We start from the raw sequence: 17,499 nt of genomic DNA on the forward strand, positions 1-17,499 counted from the left end.
GAACATGAAAGATGTAGTCATCGTCGGAGCTGGACTCGCCGGCCTCTCTGCGGGATGGCGGCTGCGCCACTGGGACACGGTCCTGCTCGAGTCGGACGCCCGGGTGGGCGGGAGGATCCGCTCGGAGCGGCGCGGTGCCTACTGGATGAACTGGGGAGGCCACGTCTTCGCGGGGCCCGGATCGTCCACCGACGCCCTGCTTAACGAGGTCGGGGTCACAGCCGTGGAAATCCCCGGCTCGCTCCAGGCCCTGGCGATGAACGGGAAGTTCATCCGCGAGGGGCACATCGCGACCTACCCGTTCCGCATCCCGATGCCGCTGTCCTCCCGCATCGCCACGATGCGCGCCGGCATCAAGGTCGTCGCCGGCGTCGCCAAGTACACCGGAGTGGTGCGCAAGCGGGCGGGCGAGTCGGGCGCCACGCGCCAGCAGCGCATCTACGACTTCGAGAACGACAGCTCGTTCCTCGATTTCATCGGGGACCTCCCCGAGGATGCCGCCGCGCTCTTCAAGACCACCGTGACCCGTTCGGCGGGAGACATGGACCAGATCTCGGCTGGTGCGGGAATCGGCTACTTCAGCCTGGTCCTCGGATTCGGCCAGGGTCTGAACCGCGGCATCGTGGGCGGACCCTCGACGCTGACCGAGTCGATCGCGGCCGCGCTCGGGGACCGCATCCAGCTCGGCGCCACGGTGCAGGAAGTCGTGCACCGGAAGAACTCCGTCCTCGTGCGGTACAGCCAGGGCGGCGTGGACCGCGAAGTGGAGGCGCGCGCCGTCGTGCTCGCGACGACCGCGGACGTTTCGCACCGAATCGGGGTGGACCTCCCGGAGGACCTGCGGGGCGCGCTCGGCCATATCAAGTACGGCCCGCACGTGAGCACGGCCTTCCTGACCAACGAGACCTCGGCACGGCCGTGGGACGACATCTACGCCATTGCGGCGCCCAAGCGCTCGTTCGCGATCGCGCTGAACCAGGCAAGCATCGTGCGCGGCGCCGAGTCCGAACGCAAGCCGGGCGGCAGCTTCATGACCTTCTCCCCGGCGAGCCTCGGACGCGCACTGCTGGAGAAGAGCGACGAGGAGGTCATCCAGACCCACCTCTCCGACCTCGATGCGATCCTCGGCCACGGCTTCGCCGAGAGCGTCGTCGAGGCCAAGGCGAACCGGTGGAAGGTCGCCTCCCCGTACTGCTTCCCCGGCCGGGCCAAGATCCAGTCGACGCTCATGCGGGGCGCCGACCGTGTGTTCCTCGCCGGCGACTACCTCGGGACCCTCTACACCGAGAGCTCGATCACCTCCGGCTTCTCGGCAGCCCAGGAGACGGCGAGCCTCCTGGCCACGCAGCGGCAGACGCACCCCCTCTCCCACGTCTCCACAGGCGTCTCCACAGGCGTGTCGAACGACGCCGCCTGAACCTGGCGCCGCAACTCCAGAACCACTCACGACCCCCAGAACAAGGAACCCTCCATGTCCCGTGACCTCCGCGGCGTCCTCACCGCCCTCTCCACCCCCTTCGGCCCCGACGAGGCCATCGACGTCACCACCCTGCGCCGGGTCGTCGACCGCTCCATCGACGCTGGAGTCGACGGCGTCGTGGCCGCCGGCTCCACCGGCGAAGTCGGGGCCCTGTCCTCCGAGGAGCGCCTGCTCCTCATCGACACGGTCATCGAGCACACCGACGGGCGCGTCCCGGTGATCGCCCAGACCGGCGCAACCTCCACCCGCGAGGCCGTCCGCCTCTCCAAGGCCGCCCAGTCCTCGGGCGCGGACGTGCTCATGCTCATCACCCCGTACTACGAGCCGCTTTCGGTCGCCGAGACCGTCGCCTACATCAAGGACGTGGCCGGGGCTGTGGACCTTCCGGTCATGCTCTACAACATCCCGGCCGTCACCGGGGTGAACCTCGACCCGGCGACGGTCCGCTCGCTGGCCGAGGACGTTCCGAATATCCGCTACATCAAGGACTCGAGCGCGAACTGGGAGCAGGCCCTCCAGCTGATCCACCACCACAGCGACGTCATCGGCACGTTCATCGGCTGGGACGCCTACCTCTACAGCGCCCTCGTCGAGGGCGCGGCCGGCGTCATGGCCGGCACCGCCAACGTGGTTCCCGAGGAGATCGTCGCGGTCAGCCGCCTCATCGCCGAGGGCGACCTCACGGGGGCACGTGTGCGCTGGAAGTCTCTGTACCCGGTCATCGACGCGCTCCTCTCGGTGCCGTTCATCCCGGCCGTCAAGGCCGGGCTGGCCCTACAGGGGCTCCCCGCCGGCGCGGCCCGCCGCCCCACCGCCGACCTCAACCCCGAGGACCTCGCCCGGCTCCAGCATGTGCTCTCCGCCCTCAAGCAGCCGGTCGGATAACCGATTCAGAACCCCGCTGCGCCGACCCACGACGGCGGGGGGGCCCCCCCCCCCGCGGGGCCCCCCCCGCGGGGGGGGGGGGGGCCCCCTGTGGGGCACCCCGCCGCCGTCGTGCGCGTGTGCGCCCCGATTTGCGAAACCGCCCAGAATGCACCAAAACTTATGTCTCGTTCGAACAGAATCCGACACGAGCGAGGGAGGGCAACCGGCCCTCCCACTGATGGGAGGACGACAAACCATGGGTCTCGGCGAAGAATTGGGTCGCTGAGCAGCACCGGACGCGTCCGCTCACACACAGAGTTCACCTGAATCATCATCTGAACAGGAGTAGTTCCATGGGTTTCTTCGCTTTCCTCATTCTCGGTCTCATCGCTGGCGCCATCGCCAAGGCCATCCTCCCCGGCCGCCAGGGCGGCGGGATCATCATCACCATGCTTCTCGGCGTAGTCGGTGCCCTGGTGGGCGGCTGGGTGGGCGGCACCGTCTTCCACATCGGCCTCGAAGGCTTCTTCAACATCCAGACGTGGATCGTCGCGATACTCGGCTCGCTCGTGGTTCTGGCGATCTACGGCGCGATCACCCGACGCCGCGCCTGACCCCCGCACAGCCGACCTACGACGGCGGCGGCTCGCCCACACGGGGCGGGTCGCCGCCGTCGTGCGTCGTCGCCCGAAGGATGCGTCCGATCAACATAGGGTGCATATTGAGAAACAAATGGGCTACGATGTGTGCGTGACATCACAGGACATCGCGCCCACGCAGGACATCGAGCTCAGCGCCGAGACGCAGACTGCCCTCGAGCGTGCCGAGGCAAGCCATCGCCACGAGGCACTCTTCTCCGAACGGGCCCACAACATCAAGCAGTCGGCCGTGCGGGACGTCTTCGACATCTCGATCCGTCCCGGCCTCGTCTCCCTCGCCGGCGGCTCCCCGAGCCTCACCAAGCTCCCGCTGGACCTCGTCGCCGAGACCGCGTCCCGCGTGATCACCGAGCACGGCATGGAGGCCCTGCACTACGGTGGCGGCAAGGGCACCCTCGAGCTGCGGACGCTCATCTGCGAGATCATGGCTGAGGAAGGGATCCTCGGAGCCTCGCCGGAGGATGTCGTCGTGACCACCGGCTCGCAGTCGGCCCAGGACATCGCGACGAAGGTCTTCTGCAACCCCGGCGACGTGGTGCTCGTCGAGGACCCCACCTACGTCGGTGCGCTCAACACGTTCGAGGCGTACCAGGTGCAGGTCGAGCCGATCCGCATGGACGTGGACGGGCTCGACCCCACAGAGCTCGAGGCGCGCATCGCTGCCCTTGAAGCCGAGGGCAAGACCATCAAGATCCTCTACACGATCCCGAGCTTCAACAACCCCTCGGGCATCACGATGGCCGCCGAACGCCGGCAGCGCGTCGTCGACATCTGCCGCGGCCACAACATCCTCGTCCTCGAGGACAACCCGTACGGCATGCTCCGCTTCGACGGGCACCCGCTCACGCCGCTGCGCGCCGACAACCCGGACGACGTCATCTACTGCGGCTCGTTCTCCAAGATCTTCTCCCCGGGCGTGCGCCTCGGCTGGGCGCTCGTGCCGAAGCACCTGTACCGCCGGTTCTACCTCGCCGCCGAGGCCGTGGTGCTCTGCCCGTCCACCCTCAACCAGATGCTCGTCACCGAGTTCTTCCGCGTCTTCGACTGGCGCGGCTACCTCGCAGAGTCCCGCGCCGTGTACGCGGAGCGCTGCGCCGCGATGCTCGACGCGCTCGCCGCGGAGTTCCCGGCCGAGGCGACGTGGACGACGCCGGACGGCGGCTTCTTCGTGTGGATCACCCTCCCCGAGGGGATCGACACCTACCCCCTGCTGTACCAGGCGATCGACGCGGGGGTCGTGTTCATCCCCGGCGCCGCGTTCACGCCGTCGGACGTTCCGAGCAACAAGCTCCGGCTCGCGTTCTCCGGCGTGGCGCCCGAGCAGATCCGTGAGGGCGTGCGGCGGCTGGCCCCTGTGGTCCGCGCTGCGGTGGAGGCCCACCGGGGCTGACGCCCGCGCGACGTTCAGGCCATGGCTAGGACGCGGCGCTGGGTGCGGACGAGGGTGACCGCCGTGGCCGCGACGAGCACGAGCATGACCGCGCCGAAGCCGATGACCGACGGCACGAGCGGCAGCGCCTGGAGCGCGAGGCCCAGGACGACCACCGGCAGGGCCATCCCGATGTAGCCCACAAGGAACAGGCCCGCGAGCGCCTCGCCACGGGTCTCTGCGGGGGCGATGGAGACGACGGTTCCGAGCGCCGACTTGAAGGTCACGCCGACGCCGGAGCCCGCCACGAGGCCGCCGACCACGAGCAGCACGAGCGACGACGCGACGATCGCCGAAGTCGTCAGGACGAGGCCCGCGGCGAGCAGCACCAGGCCGACGCCGAACTGCGCCGTGCGGGCCCACCGCGAGGACAGCACCTGGAACGCGGCCGAGGCGGCGAAGACGAGGAAGGCCACGAGTCCGGCCACGATGTGGGACCTGATGCCCAGCTGGCCGGCCACGAAGGAGGGGGCGAGCGAGGTGAAGAAGCCGAACATCGCGAACCCCACGAATGCCATCATGGTCGCGGCGATGTACTGGCCGAGCCCCTCGCGCGGGACCACGACCCGCTGGGGCCGGTACTCCCACGACTGGTCCACACCCTCGACGGTCTCGGGAACGGTGACGATCAGCAGCGCGCCGACCACCAGCAGGAAGCCGAAGACCACGTACGGGGTGACGAGCGGCTGCGGCGCGTACTCCGCGAGGGCACCGGTGACGAGCGGCCCGACGCCGATGCCGCCGATGTTCGCGGCGGTGGAGACCACCTCGGCCCGGCGCGTACCGGTGCCGGGGCGGGCGACGCCGTGGAGCTCGGTGAGGTGGGCCGTCGCGGTGGCGGTGAGCATGCCGATGCCGAGGCCGCAGATGAACCGGGCCAGCAGGAGGCCGGGCACGTCCGGCCAGACCATGAAGACGAGGACGGAGAGCACATTCAGGAGCACCGCGGTGGCGATGATGCGTCGCCGCCCGAATCTGTCCGAGATGTGTCCCGCGAGGAACAGGCTGATGACGACGCCCAGGGCGTAGGCGGCGAAGATGAGGGTGATGGTGAAGGCGCTGAAGCCGTCCCGCTGCTGGTAGAGCACGTAGAGGGGAGCGGGGGCGCCGGCGAAGGCCATCGTGATCATGAAGACGAACGTGACGATCCAGAAGCCGCGGCCGTGGGCTGATTTCTTGGGCATGGCTCCAAGTCTCGGGCAACCTACCGATCACGTCCAACACTCATTGGTGCTTTAATCGATCACCATCGGCGATACTTGTTCCGTGCAGCTCGCCCAGATCGAATACTTCGTGGCCGTCGCCGAGGCCCTGAGCTTCACCCGCGGGGCCGAGGCGGCCGGCGTCGTGCAGTCGGCCGTGTCCGCTGCCATCCGGCAGCTCGAGCGGGAGATGGGCGCCGAGCTCTTCGTGCGGCTCGGCCGGAGCGTCCGGCTCAGCCCGGCCGGGGAGGCGCTGCTCCCCCGCGCCCTCGACGTGCTCGACGCGGTGCAGGCGGCGCGTGACGCGGTCGACGGCGTGCGGGGCACTGCCCGGGGCACGGTCGCCCTGGGCGTGCTGGCCCACTCGGGGAACCTCGACGTTCCCGGGGTCCTGCGGTCCGTCCACCGGCAGTACCCCGAGATCGTGGTCAAGCTCCGTCAGACCATCCAGGGAACGCGGACGAGTCTGGACGACGTGCGCTCGGGCGCGCTCGACCTCGCCATGGTCTCCGTCTCCGAGGCCGCGGCCCCGGACATCGACCTGACCCCGCTGCATGCCGACGGGATCCTGTTCGTGTGCGCCCCGGGCCATCGGCTCGCGGGCCGCAGGCGCATCACGCTGGCCGACGTCGCGGGCGAGCCCTTCGTCGACTTCCCGGAGGGCTGGGGGAACCGCGCCACCGTCGATGCCGCCTTCGCGGCGGCCGGGCTCGGCCGGGCCGTCCGGACCGAGGTCGTGACCTTCGGCATGGCGCTCGAGCTCATCCGGGACGGGCTCGGCGTCGGCTTCGTCCCCGAGTCTGCGTTCGATGGCGGCGCGCTGCCGCTGGAGAAACGAGAGGCCGGCGAGCTCGACGGCGTGTGGGCTGTCCGTACCGCCCTGATCTGGAAGATCCAGCTCGCCCGCTCCGCGAGGCGCCGCAGCACGGCCGCCGAGGAGGCCGTGCTGCAGGCGTTCCTGGCGCAGGGCCGCTGACCGGCCCTGCTCTGCTCTCAGCCGCGGATCGCGCTCAGGGCGTTGATCCGGCCCTTGCCGGCGAACGAGTTGTAGCCCGTGCCGCCGGTGCACGTCTGCGGGGCCCCGTTCTCAAGTGACGGGAACGCCAGATACGGGGTCATATCCGCCGGGCACGGCACCGCATCCGCCGTTCCGCCAATCCGCGCAGCTACCGCACCCGGACTCGTCACACCCGCGCTCACGATGAGCGCCGCGACGCCGGCGACATGCGGCGAGGCCATGGACGTGCCCTGGATGTTGCAGTACGTGGCACCCGAGGCGTCGATGACCTTCCGAAAACAGTGGCTCATGAGCGAGGCGGGCCACGTCGAGAGAATGCGGCCGTTGGCCACACCCGGAGCCACATTGCGGCTATCGCCGCCGGGTGCCATCACGTCCGCCACGCCCGAACCGTAGTTCGAGTAGAACGACTTGAAACCCTTGCTGCCGTTCGCCGTCACGCCGATCACCCCGGGCACCTCAGCAGGCACCACGGCGCACGCGTTCGTGACGTCGCGCGTGACCGGGGTCGTGTTGTCGGGGCTCTGCATGTCCTGCGTGGGATGGGCGAGGTCATCGGAGAAGTTCCCGAGCGCAGCCACGACTGTCGTCCCCTGCTGCTGGGCGTACCTGATGGCGCGGCGCTCGGCCTCCCAGATAGCCCGCTGCTGCGGATCGTTCTTGCAGTTGAAGTACCACGGATCGGCGAAGTAGCTGTTGTTCGTCACCTGGATGCCGTGCGTTGCAGCCCACATGAACGAGCACACCACGGCCTCGGGGAAGAAGAACCCGTCCGCGTTCCCGGCCTTGATCCCGGCGAGCTTGACGTTCGGCGCCACGCCCACGATGCCGATGCCGTTCTTGGCCGCCGCGATCGTGCCGGCGGTGTGCGTTCCGTGCCCGTTGTCGTCCATCCAGGCTGTCGGCGTCTGGTTCGGCGCGCCGCCCAGACACGAGACGGACCGCGACAAGTCGACGTTCGGCGCGAGGTCCGGGTGCGTGTAGTCGAGGCCAGTGTCGATGTCGCCGACAACGACGGAGGGGCTGCCCCCGTTGATCGCCCGCGCCTCTGGGGCGTGGATCTGGTTCATGTCCCATTGGAGGCCAGACAGAGCGTCGCCGCCCGGGGCGGGTGCCGCCGGGAGGACTGGTTCCGCAGCAGAGTCTGCCGCGGCGTCGCCGCCGAGTGAGACCCCGAAGCCCGCCGTCGACGAGGCCGCGTCCACGCTCGGATCCGCCGCGCGCAGCCTCACCGAGAAGTCCGACGCCGCGGAACTCACCACGGCGACGCCGATCGCGCTGTAGTCCTGCACGAGCGCGCCGCCCGCGGCCGTGATGGCGTCGAGGGACTTGCCGGCGGCCGTTCCACCGGACTTGTAGAGCACGAGGTAGTTCTGTGTGCCTTGGGCGGCCGTCTGCGCCGACGGTCCAGTGGCCTGCGCCGTGGCAGCCGTAACCGCGACGGCCGCGGGCGCGGTCCCCGCAATCGCGAGCCCGGCCGCGAGGCCTGTACATAGGAGGGGCCTTACGAAGGTGCGTGATCGCATCATGTGCCTTTCATCCCGCCGGCGAGATGGGTGCAGTGCCCGCCGGCTTGACCTCCCCCCGGCGGAAGGCCGGGGCAACGAGAGGCTCACGGCGTTGCCATAGTCCCCTCGAACGACTCGAGACTAGTGGGATGCGTCACATTTTGGAATGGTCGCTTCAGAACGGATGACATCAGGTGCTGCGTTCGAGGCGCCACGGCAGGCTGTTGATCCACAGCCGGTGGCGGGCGCCTCCCTTGGCCGCCGGGTCGCCATACTGGGCGTCGCCCGCCCACAGGACGGCCTCGAGCCGCCCGTCCGCGCCGCTCAGCTGGAAGCTCTCGAACTCCTTCGGCGGGCGCGGCGCGGCGGCGAGCGCCTCCGCCACCGAGAAGGCTCCCCCCAACGCATCGAGGGTGATCCACGTGGGCGGGAAGAGCTGCAGCTCGCCAGCGGCGTGCAGCCTCAGGGCCTCCGCGGGCGGCAGCCACGCCGAGTCCACGTGCTCGTCGGCGCTCACGCTGAGCTCCCCTGCCGGATCCGGGGCGAGGAAGAACCAGGTGATGAGCCTCTTGGTGACGCGAAGCGGCGGGACCCAGCGGGAGAACGGGACGAGCGAGTCCTGGGGTACCACGAGCCCCGTCTCCTCGCGGGTCTCGCGGACGGCTGCGCGTCTCACACGGAGTGGGACGGCGAGTGGCACGGCGAGCGGCACGGCGGGTGACGCGCCCAAGGAGGCGCCGGCGTCGTGCGCAGAGTCCTCCGAGCGCGGGGCCTCTTCGGGCTGCGGGTCCTCAGGACCCGCGTCCTCCGGATCCACGCGACCACCCGGGAACGCCCACGCGCCCCCGAACGAGCCGGTGGAGAGCCGCTCGAGGAGGAGTACCTCGAGTCCGGCGGGAGCGTCGCGGAGCACGACGACGGTCGCGGCCTCCCCGACGATCGGCGGCTCAGGCGTCTGGTCCAGATCTGCTGCCATACCGTCAATGTAGCCTCCCAGCCGAAAGGCCTACGCTAGAAGGCGTGCCTGTGACCCGCCGCCTGTTCCTCCGCGCCTCCACGGCCGCCGTCTTCCTCGTGCCACTGGCCTCGTCACTGGCCGGCTGCGCAGCCTCCGAGGACGTGCCGAGCGTCGCGTTCGGAACAAGACTGCCCATCCCGCCGCTGGACGCGGGCACCGTGGAGAACGGCGTACGCACGTTCAGGCTCGCCGCGCAGCCCGGCACCCATGAGTTCGTCCCCGGCAAGCCCGCCGAATCGATGGGCTACAACGGCGCCTACCTCGGCCCCACGCTGAGGGCCTCCCGCGGCGAGAAGGTCAGGGTTCTCGCCGAGAACAGGCTGCCGGACGCCACGACCCTCCACTTCCACGGGATGATGCTGCCGGCCGCGCAGGACGGCGGACCGCACGCCATGATCGACCCGGGCGCCTCCACATCGCCCGAGTGGACCATCGATCAGCCCGCAGCGACCCTCTGGTACCACCCCCACCCGCACGGGAACACCGAGAAGCAGGTCTCCTACGGGCTCGCGGGGCTGTTCTTCGTCGATGAAGGGCCGCAGGCCGGCCTTCCCCAGGACTACGGCGTCGATGACATCCCGCTCGTGGTCCAGGACCGCCGCCTCGACGCGAACGGCAAGCTCACCTTCGACCCCTCCGGCAACTCCCTGGGTACCCTCGGCAACTCGATCGCCGCGAACGGCACGCTCGGCGCGGTCCTGCCCGTCACGACGCAGCGCGTGCGGCTTCGGATCCTCAACGCGAGCGCGGGCCGGTGGTTCACGTTCGGCTTCGCGGATCGGCGGAAGTTCCACATGGTCGCGTCCGACGGCGGGCTGCTCGCCGCGCCGCTCGAGCTCGACGCCGTCCAGCTCTCGCCCGCGGAACGGGCCGAGGTCGTCGTGGAGCTCAAGGCCGGCGAGTCCGTCATGCTGCGTTCGTTCGCACCTGATCTGGGCCGGGTCAATCCCCCGGAGGCCTTCGGCGGAGGGAAGGAGTTCGACGTCGTGCGGCTCGACGCGGCCGCGAGCCTCGCGCCGTCGCCCGCTCTGCCCGCGGCGTTCACCGAGCTGCCCGCGCCTGCCGGAACGACGACGGCGGTCTCGCGCTCCTTCACGTTCAACGGCCGGACGATCAACAACAAGACCACGGACATGACCCGGACCGACTTCACGGCCGTGCCCGGTGGGTCCGAGGTGTGGTTCGTCGACAATGTCAGCGCCTACCAGCACAATCTGCACATCCATGGCGTCCAGTTCCGGCTCGTGGACATCGACGGCAAGCAGCCGCCGCCCGAGCGGGCGGGGTGGAAGGACACGATCCCGCTCCTGCCGCGCGAACAGAACCGGATCGCCCTCCGGATGCCGCAATGGTCGGACCCCGAGCACCCGTACATGTATCACTGCCACCTGCTCACCCACGAGGACGAGGGCATGATGGGGCAGTTCACCGTCGTCGATCCCTCGGCAGCGGGCGGAGCAGCGACGCCCAGCGCACACCAGCACGGCTGAGGCGCCCTCGGCGTCGGCCGTCACCGTCTAGTCTTCGGTGACGATCGGGCCGCGCGGATCGAGGGCAGCCGCTGGCTCGCGGACCGCGACGAGGGGAAGGTCGTGGGCTTTTCCCAGAGCCTCCCAGTAGGCCGCGGGACGCGCTGCGAACGCGCGGGCAAGCTCGTCACGAGTCCCGCCGACGTGCACCGCGAGCCGCCGGGCGAAGTGCGGTTCCAGCGCGGCGACCGCGATGAATCCGTCCGACGCCGCGTAGATGCCGTACGCGGCCTCGGCTCCGCCCAAGACGGCGCCGGGTGAGGTCAGGCCGTGTCGCACGGCGCTCGCGGCGGCCCACGCCGCCGACTCGAGGACCACGCGTTCACGCACCTCCCGCACGCCGTGGTCGCGCAGGCGGAGCGCGGCCAGCGTGGCAACCACGGCCCGTTCGGCGCCCAGCATGTCCGCGATCGGCACGAGGGGCAGGGCGGGCGGGAGGAGCGTGCCGCAAGCCGCCTGATAGGTCAGATCGTGCCCGGGCTGCTCGGCGTGCGCGCCGTCGTGCCCCACGATCTCGATGAGCGCCACGCCGCGACTCAGAGCAGCCTCGGCAAGGCCGAGACGGTCAAGCGCCGAGGGACGCATCGCGGTGAGCAGTAGGTCTGCGTCATCGAGCAGGCTGTCGAGGCGGGAACGGCCGGAAGGGTCCTTCAGGTCCAGCGAGACGATCTTCTGGCCCGCGACGAGCTCGGCGTACCACGTCGGCGCCGCGCTCCTGAGGGGATCGCCCTGCGGAGGTTCGACCTTGATGACCCTGGCTCCGAGCTCGGCGAGCCTCGAGGCCGCGAGCGGGCCCGGGATGTTGACGGCAAGGGAGACCACCGTGATGCCAGACAGCACGCGAGCGGACATCCGGCCTCCTGACGTCGGACCACCTCGTAGCGCTCCGATCGGTTGACGGGAGCGGCGTCAGCCCTTCGGTCGATCCCCCACCCCGGGCGCCCCGCGGCGCTTCTCATCTGCGGCGCCTGCGGTGTCTGAGGAGACTGCGCTGTCGACCGCCTCGAACTCGAACTCATCCTCGCCCACCGCCACTGCGATGTCCTCGGGACTCATCGAGAGGCTCACCGCATAGTAGAAGATCAGCAGTGCGAACGCGACGACGAACAGGATGTCGACCCACTCGGGGAGGATGTTCAGCGACCCGTTGCCGTACCGGCCGAGGAGCCCCAGGACGACGAGCCCGATGAGCCATGGCCAGATCCACGACGCCGCGCGCCAGTCGAGGTCCCTGCGGAACCGCAGCGACTTGGACCGGTGCAGCGCAATCTCGAAGATGACCCGCCCGATGAGGATGGCGGTGAGGATCTTCCAGATCGCCTCGAAGCCCGACCAGTAGATGATGAGGTTCGCCGCCACGAAGCCGAACGGCGTGAGGACCTGGGGCCAAGGGACCCGGTAGGGGTGTGCGCGGCCCGCGTGCCGGCGGATGAGCGCCTCGAGGGAGACCGGCGCGAAGGCGTACATGATGGCCGTCGCATCCGTGATGAGACCCACGAGCGACTGCCAGCTCGGGAAGGGCAACAGCGCGACGAGACCGATGACGAACGCGAGCAGGATCGACCCGAACGGAACCCCCCGCTTGCTCACGGACGTGAGCCACGGCGGCAGGGCATCGTCCTCGCCGAGCGCGTACGAGATGCGGGCTGAGGTTCCGATGTACACGAGGCCAGTGCCTGCCGGCGAGACGACTGCGTCGATCAACAGGACGGTCGCCAGCCACCCCGCGCCAGCGGCGAGCGCGAGGTCGTAGTACGGGCCGAACGCGCCGGCGCCGAGGGGGTTGTCCCAGCCATTGACCACATTGGCCGGGTCGACCGCGCCGATGAACGCGACCTCGAGGAAGATGTACACGGCCGCCCCGATGATCATCGCCGTGATGATGGCCCGCGCGACGTCCTTCTTCGGGTTGCGGGCCTCGCCGGCCATCTGCGCGGCCTGCTCGAAGCCCTGCAGGGCGAACACCACGCCGAGAGGCAGTGCCGCGAAGATGCCGTGGAAGCCGTTAGGGGCGAACCCGCCGCCTGTCTGGCCGAAGTTCCCGGGATGGAAGGACAGGGACATGAGGACGACGATGGCCAGGACAGGCACCGCGGTCTTCCAGATCACCACCGCGATGTTGCTGTCGGAGAGCCACTTGGCGCCCATGATGTTGATCACCGTGAACACGGCGAGGGCCGCGGCCGCGATGACGAGCCCGATCGGAGTGAGGGTCGAGTCCGGGTTGACCATGTCCAGGCCTTTGGCCCACGGCGCCGACTCGAGGTAGGTGATGGCCCCCTCGACCTCGATCGGCGCGATCGCCACAGCCTGCAGATAGCCGACCCAGCCGGCGGTGAAGCCCGCGAGCGCGCCGAAGGCGTAGTGCGGGTACCGGGCAGTTCCGCCGGCCACGGGGTACGCGGCGCCCAGATCGGCGTGGATGAGGGCCAGCACGATCAGCATGACCGCGGCGATGAGCCACGAGACGATCGACGCCGGGCCCGCCGACTTCGCGGCGCCCAAGGCCCCGAGGAGCCAGCCGGATCCGATGATCGATCCAAGGGAGACGAACATCAGGCCCCAGTACCCGACGACGCGCTTGAGAGCGTGCCCGCCGTGGGTCGGTATGGGAGTTACAGCTTCGTGTGCCATCGCGACGCCCCTTGCGGTTGAAGCCCGGCGGATCCAGGGATCCGCCCCCGATCATCCGAAGATATGACAGCGGCCGTAGGAGGGAAAGGGGCGGAACAGGCCTTCCGCGTCAGTAGCCCGCGGCCGCGTCCACGAGGCCCTCGAGCTCCGCGCTGGCGGCGAAGCGGCGGAGGTTCTCTGTCACGCGCTCGCCGAGGAGTGGACGGATCATCTCGAGCGTGTCTGCCGCGTGGGGCGTGATGAGCGCATGCGGCTCGTCCCACAGCGGGTGACCGTCGGGGAGGGGCTCGGGATCGGTGACATCGAGGGCCGCGCCGGCGATGGATCCGGCGCGCAGGGCCTCCACCACGGCGTCCGTGTCGACGAGTCCGCCGCGCGCGATGTTCACCAGGACCGCGCTCGGCTTCATGAGCGCGAGCTCGGGCGCGCCGATGAGCTTGGAGGTGTCCGCCGTGAGCGCCGCGGCGACGACCACGACGTCGGCCTCCGCCAGATGCTCGGCGAGGTGGGCCGGCGTCGTCGTGCGCCGTGCGCCCGGAACGGCGACGAGGGTGCGGCGCACGACGTCGACCTCGACGTCGAACACCCGGAACAGGCGCAGGATCTCGAGCCCGACGCCGCCGGCGCCGATCACGACGGCGCGCAGGCCGTGCAGCGATGTGCCGGTCGCCGGGGCCCACGAGCGGGCGCGGGCACGCTCGGGCAGATGGCGCAGGAGGGCGAGGGTGAGGGCGAGGGCATGCTCGGCGACGGGCTTCGCGTAGGCGCCCTTCGCGCTGGTCCAGACCTTGTCCGGGTAGGCGGCGAGCGCGTCGGCGTAGGACTCGATGCCGGCGGACGGCAGCTGGACCCAGCGGATCGACGAGGCGTCGTGGAGCGCATCAAGGAGCTCGTGCTTGGGGTTGCCGTGGTCGAGCACCAGCACCTCGGGCTCGTCCTCGAGGCCGACGACGGTGCCCCCTCCCGCTGTGATCGCTGCGGTCAGGAAGGGCATCGGCTCGCCGTGGATCGCGACCCGGAGAGGGGAGGCGGCCGTCCGCGGGGTGCCGGGCGTGGAGGTCTCAGGCTCGGTGGTCATGAGGCCAGATTACCCACGCCTACGCTCACCCTAGGATCGAAGCGTGCACCGCTTCGCGATCGTCCTGCCCTTGGAGCCCATGGCCGTGGGCGAGCGCTACGCCGTGCGGGACTGGCCCCTACACATCACCGTCATGCCGGTGTTCGCAACGTGGGCCAGCAGGGCCCAGCTCGCGGCAGGCATGGGCGAAGTCGCCGCGCGGACCGCTCCGATCGACGCCGCCGCCGGTCCCGCCGAGCTCTTCGGTCCCCGGCACGACACTCCTGTGGCGCTCGTCGACTCCCCTGCGATCCGGGCCCTGCACCGGTCGTTCATCGACGCCCTCGATCTCCACGTCCCCACATTCCACCGCCCCGACTTCACCGGGGATGGCTTCCGCGCGCACATCACGGCGACGAGGCGCGGCGCCGCCGAAGAAGGCCAGCCGCTGCACCTGGCGCAGCTCGCGCTCGTCGACATGCACCCAGAACCAGGCCAGGGGCGCCCCGCAGTGGTGGCGGTCGCTGCGCTGGATGTTGAGCCCAAAGGCCCATAGTCCGGCCCCGAATTCCGGCGGTAAAGTGTGCCATGGCAACCATCCGGGTGCACGCACCGACGTTGAGCCCCGCGCTGGGCGCGGCGGTCAGCACGGCCGTCAGGAGGGGAGCACTGGAGGCCGCGGGCGCCGGGGTCCGGGCCAGCATGCTGGTCACTCCGCGTCTCGCTGCGTTCCTCATCCGGGAGACGTTCCGCAGGTCTGGCCTGCGCACGGCGGCGTCGCTCATGCGGCACGCACCGGTCGGCGTCGAAGCCCTCAGGGACCTCCGGTACGGACCGGAGCCGGACATGCTGCTCGACGTGTTCCGCCCGGCCGACGGCGACGGACCCCATCCGCTGCTCCTGTGGGTCCACGGCGGCGGCTTCGTGGGCGGATCCAAGGACGAGCTCGCGGGCTACTTCCAGATGATCGCCTCGCACGGCTACACAGTCGCGGCCCCCCGGTACGCGCTCGCACCGAAGTACCGCTACCCGGTGCCGGTCCGCCAGGTCATGCGGGCCCTCGACTTCCTGCAGGCCGAGAGGACCAGCTTCCACCTCGATCCCGATCGGATCGTGCTCGCGGGCAATTCCGCAGGAGCCCACATCGCGGCGCAGATCGGTACCCTCGCCACGACCCCGGGATACGCCGGCCTCGTGGGGATCCCGCCCACGATCGCGGCCGAGCAGGTCCGGGGCCTGGTGCTGGCCTGCGGCACCTTCGACCTCTCCCTGACGCTCGGCGTGAGCGGCCTCGCCGAGTCGATCCTGGTCCGGGCGGCGGGGTGGTCCTACTCAGGACGGCGCAACTTCAACCGGGACATCACCTTCGCCGCGTGGTCGATCCCGGACTTCCTCACTCCGGCGTTCCCGCCGACGCTTCTCACCGTGGGCAACGCGGACCCTCTGCGCGCCCACACGGAGCGGCTCCACGAAGCGATGCGTGCCGCGGGCCTCGAGCCCGAGACCGTGTTCTGGCCCGACCATGTTCCGGCACTCGACCACGAGTACCAGTTCAACCTCGACACCGAGCCAGCCCAGGTCTTCCGCAGCAGGCTCCTCGAATTCCTCGCGGCGAAGACGGGAGCCGACGGGGCGGAAGAGGCGAGCCCCGGCCGCTGAGGGCCGCCTCTCGAGGGCCGCCTCTCCCTGCCGAACCCGGCGTGAGCGCAGCCCAGGGCCCGACCACGCGAGTCAGGCCGAGGCGGCCGCCCCCACGCACGCGCGCCCGAGCGCCTCACCCAGCCGCGCGGCGTCGTGCGCCCCGGCGAAGACCGCCGTGCCCGGCTCGAAGGCGCGCCCGGCCGCGAGAGGCCCTGCGTCGACCGCGTCATAGCCGAGCGATTCGATGAAGGCGAGCACGACGGCGCGGGCTTCTTCATCGTCACCGGCCGCGGCGAGCGCGCGCCGGTCCGCGGCGCCGGCGGGGCGCCCATCCGACTCGAGTTCGTGGTACCCGATGTGGTTGAGCGTCTTGACCACGTGCGCGGCCGCGAGGAAGTCCTGGACCACCTCGGATGTGCCGCGGCCAGCGTGCATCTCGGGCATCGCGCCGTCGGTGGGCTCCCAGTAGTTCATGGCATCGATGACCACACGGTCGGCGAGCGCGGCGGGATCGAGCGAGCGGAACTTGTGCAGCGGGAGGGCGAGGACCACGAGGGCCGATGCGGCGGCCTCGGCGGCCGTGACCGCGACTGCGCCCGGGGTGATGATCTCGACGATCAGCGCGATGTCCTCGACGGGCTTGGCCGTGGCGATCCGGACCTCGTACCCCGCCTTGACGGCCTCGCGGGCCACGGCCGTCCCGACCCGGCCCGCCCCGAGAATGCCGACGCTCCTGATGCGGTGCTCCATCCAGCTCTCCCTGAAGTTGATTCGTCAACTACTCTATCGGAATCTTCAACGCGGGAGGGTCGCGTGGCATTCCGGGCAGGCCAGATGCCGAGCCGTGCGAGGCCCTCGGGCCCTCCCCAATCACCGCGCGGCATGGAATGCTGACCCCATGCCGCGCATTCCAGAGCACACCCGCGAAGACCTCCCCGCCGAAGCCCAGAACGGGGTCAACCAGATCGCCGGAGGCGTGGGCCGCCTGAGCCACATGCTGGGCGAGCTCGCCGACAATCAGGCCATCTTCGAGATCTACCTCGGCAAGACCAAGGCCCTCAAGGACCACGGCACGTTCGACGCGAAGACCCGTGAGGCCATCGCGCTCGCGATGGCCAACGAGAACAACTGCGAGTACTGCGAGGCCTCCCATACCCGCACCGCCCGTCGCGCCGGATGGACCGACGAGGAGATGCTTGCGATCCGCGCCGGGAAGGTCACATGGGACCCGAAGACCGCGGCCATGACGGCGCTCGTCCGCAGCGCGTCGTCGAACACGGGAGACGTTCCCGACGACGTGTGGCAGGCGGCCCTCGACGCGGGATGGACGGAGCAGGACCTCGTCGAGGCCTTCGCCCACATCATGGGCAACATCTTCAACAACTACTTCAACCGCTACGCGCGCACCGAGTTCGACTTCCCCGCCGCACCGGCGCTGCCGGAGTAGGGCTCCCGGG

The 17,499-nt window shown here is 70.1% G+C and carries 16 protein-coding genes; 9 read left to right on the forward strand and 7 right to left on the reverse strand.

The window, feature by feature from the left end:
* The first annotated feature begins 4 nt into the window (after positions 1 to 4).
* The 4 genes from RBS60_RS03345 (at position 5) to RBS60_RS03360 (ending at position 4,396) form a co-directional block, all read left to right on the forward strand.
* A complete protein-coding gene (locus tag RBS60_RS03345) occupies positions 5 to 1,417 on the forward strand; it encodes an NAD(P)/FAD-dependent oxidoreductase (RefSeq protein ID WP_307956106.1) in 1,413 nt (470 codons plus the stop codon).
* 54 nt (positions 1,418 to 1,471) lie between these two features.
* A complete protein-coding gene (gene dapA, locus RBS60_RS03350; protein WP_307956107.1) occupies positions 1,472 to 2,365 on the forward strand; it encodes a 4-hydroxy-tetrahydrodipicolinate synthase in 894 nt (297 codons plus the stop codon).
* A gap of 335 nt (positions 2,366 to 2,700) precedes the next feature.
* On the forward strand, positions 2,701 to 2,961 hold the full coding sequence (locus RBS60_RS03355) for a GlsB/YeaQ/YmgE family stress response membrane protein (protein ID WP_307956108.1): 261 nt from the start codon (positions 2,701 to 2,703) through the stop codon (positions 2,959 to 2,961).
* A 118-nt stretch (positions 2,962 to 3,079) separates the two neighbouring features.
* Positions 3,080 to 4,396: a PLP-dependent aminotransferase family protein gene (locus RBS60_RS03360; RefSeq protein WP_374049204.1), complete on the forward strand. Its 1,317-nt coding sequence runs from the start codon at positions 3,080 to 3,082 to the stop codon at positions 4,394 to 4,396.
* A gap of 14 nt (positions 4,397 to 4,410) precedes the next feature.
* Here the strand turns inward: RBS60_RS03360 and RBS60_RS03365 are convergent, their stop codons facing one another.
* Entirely contained in the window at positions 4,411 to 5,619 is a 1,209-nt protein-coding gene (locus tag RBS60_RS03365; protein WP_307956110.1) for an MFS transporter, read from the reverse strand.
* 82 nt (positions 5,620 to 5,701) lie between these two features.
* On the opposite strand from RBS60_RS03365, the gene RBS60_RS03370 reads away from it, so the two are divergent.
* Positions 5,702 to 6,613, forward strand: coding sequence for a LysR family transcriptional regulator (locus RBS60_RS03370; protein ID WP_307956111.1), 912 nt, complete (start codon positions 5,702 to 5,704; stop codon positions 6,611 to 6,613).
* 17 nt (positions 6,614 to 6,630) lie between these two features.
* Here the strand turns inward: RBS60_RS03370 and RBS60_RS03375 are convergent, their stop codons facing one another.
* Both RBS60_RS03375 and RBS60_RS03380 read right to left on the reverse strand, forming a co-directional pair.
* Positions 6,631 to 8,184 (reverse strand): S8 family serine peptidase, encoded by a 1,554-nt coding sequence (locus tag RBS60_RS03375; RefSeq protein ID WP_307956112.1) that lies wholly within the window; start codon positions 8,182 to 8,184, stop codon positions 6,631 to 6,633.
* A 169-nt stretch (positions 8,185 to 8,353) separates the two neighbouring features.
* Positions 8,354 to 9,139 (reverse strand): NUDIX domain-containing protein, encoded by a 786-nt coding sequence (locus RBS60_RS03380; RefSeq protein ID WP_307956113.1) that lies wholly within the window; start codon positions 9,137 to 9,139, stop codon positions 8,354 to 8,356.
* Between the two features lie 44 nt (positions 9,140 to 9,183).
* Between RBS60_RS03380 and RBS60_RS03385 the strand changes: the two genes are divergently transcribed.
* Complete coding sequence (locus RBS60_RS03385; RefSeq protein ID WP_307956114.1) at positions 9,184 to 10,671, forward strand: multicopper oxidase domain-containing protein; 1,488 nt, start codon at positions 9,184 to 9,186, stop codon at positions 10,669 to 10,671.
* 27 nt (positions 10,672 to 10,698) lie between these two features.
* On the opposite strand, the gene RBS60_RS03390 is transcribed toward RBS60_RS03385, so the two are convergent.
* The 3 genes from RBS60_RS03390 to RBS60_RS03400 all read right to left on the reverse strand — a co-directional run bounded on the left by RBS60_RS03390 (position 10,699) and on the right by RBS60_RS03400 (position 14,422).
* Entirely contained in the window at positions 10,699 to 11,562 is an 864-nt protein-coding gene (locus RBS60_RS03390; RefSeq protein WP_307956115.1) for a CoA transferase, read from the reverse strand.
* A 57-nt stretch (positions 11,563 to 11,619) separates the two neighbouring features.
* The gene (locus RBS60_RS03395) at positions 11,620 to 13,344 is read right to left on the reverse strand and encodes an APC family permease (RefSeq protein ID WP_307956116.1); all 1,725 of its coding nucleotides are present in this window, start codon (positions 13,342 to 13,344) and stop codon (positions 11,620 to 11,622) included.
* A 109-nt stretch (positions 13,345 to 13,453) separates the two neighbouring features.
* Positions 13,454 to 14,422 (reverse strand): NAD(P)-dependent oxidoreductase, encoded by a 969-nt coding sequence (locus tag RBS60_RS03400; protein ID WP_307956117.1) that lies wholly within the window; start codon positions 14,420 to 14,422, stop codon positions 13,454 to 13,456.
* Between the two features lie 43 nt (positions 14,423 to 14,465).
* Between RBS60_RS03400 and RBS60_RS03405 the strand changes: the two genes are divergently transcribed.
* Positions 14,466 to 14,957: a 2'-5' RNA ligase family protein gene (locus RBS60_RS03405; protein ID WP_307956118.1), complete on the forward strand. Its 492-nt coding sequence runs from the start codon at positions 14,466 to 14,468 to the stop codon at positions 14,955 to 14,957.
* A gap of 32 nt (positions 14,958 to 14,989) precedes the next feature.
* Positions 14,990 to 16,060, forward strand: coding sequence for an alpha/beta hydrolase (locus RBS60_RS03410; protein ID WP_307956119.1), 1,071 nt, complete (start codon positions 14,990 to 14,992; stop codon positions 16,058 to 16,060).
* Positions 16,061 to 16,132: 72 nt separating this feature from the next.
* Here the strand turns inward: RBS60_RS03410 and RBS60_RS03415 are convergent, their stop codons facing one another.
* Positions 16,133 to 16,792, reverse strand: a complete 660-nt coding sequence (locus RBS60_RS03415; protein WP_307956120.1) for an NAD(P)-binding domain-containing protein — start codon at positions 16,790 to 16,792, stop codon at positions 16,133 to 16,135.
* Between the two features lie 148 nt (positions 16,793 to 16,940).
* Between RBS60_RS03415 and RBS60_RS03420 the strand changes: the two genes are divergently transcribed.
* A complete protein-coding gene (locus RBS60_RS03420; protein ID WP_307956121.1) occupies positions 16,941 to 17,489 on the forward strand; it encodes a carboxymuconolactone decarboxylase family protein in 549 nt (182 codons plus the stop codon).
* The last annotated feature ends 10 nt before the right edge of the window (positions 17,490 to 17,499 follow it).

Origin of the sequence: Sinomonas sp. ASV486, assembly GCF_030908215.1 — a bacterium.
In the GTDB taxonomy this organism is placed as follows: domain Bacteria; phylum Actinomycetota; class Actinomycetes; order Actinomycetales; family Micrococcaceae; genus Sinomonas; species Sinomonas puerhi.